Genomic DNA, 562 nt, shown 5'->3' with positions numbered 1-562 from the left:
GGTCGCCGAACCACCAACGCCACCAGCACCACCGTGGCCACCGGCACCACCGTTGCCGCCATCGCCGCCATCGCCACCATCAGCGCCGTCGCCGCCACTGCCGGCCGCAGCATCCGACCCCGTCGAACCCGACAACCCGGCGCCACCAGCACCACCGGTACCGCCGGCGCCACCGGCACCACCGACACCGCCATCACCAGACAGCGAACCGCCCTGACCACCAGCACCACCAGCGCCACCAGCACCGGCGTCAGCACCATCGGTGCCATTACCGGAACCATCGGTGATACCGGCAGCACCATCCGCGCCGGCACCACCGGCACCACCAGCGCCACCGTTGCCGATCGCGCTGCCGTTACCGCCGGCACCACCATCGCCACCGTGGGCACCCGAGGCCGCAACCGGGTCACCGGCCGCGTCGTAGCCGGCGCCACCGTCACCACCATTGCCCTGCACACCATGGGCATCGGAGTCATTACCAGCGGCCCCATCAGCACCCGCCGACGAGCCGGCACCACCGCTACCACCGGCGCCACCGTTGGCCAGCGCACCACCGTCACCG

General features: G+C 72.1%; 1 protein-coding gene. It reads right to left on the bottom strand.

Going from position 1 to position 562, the window contains the following annotated elements; translation table 11 throughout:
- Positions 1-562: hypothetical protein (locus ACAG20_RS21065; RefSeq protein WP_370494003.1), on the bottom strand; the 562-nt coding region annotated here is incomplete at both ends.

Source organism: Mycobacterium sp. pW045 (genome assembly GCF_041287085.1).
GTDB lineage: Bacteria > Actinomycetota > Actinomycetes > Mycobacteriales > Mycobacteriaceae > Mycobacterium > Mycobacterium algericum_A.
Note: the sequence above shows the minus strand (reverse complement) of the source record. Positions and strands in the feature narration are given on the sequence as shown.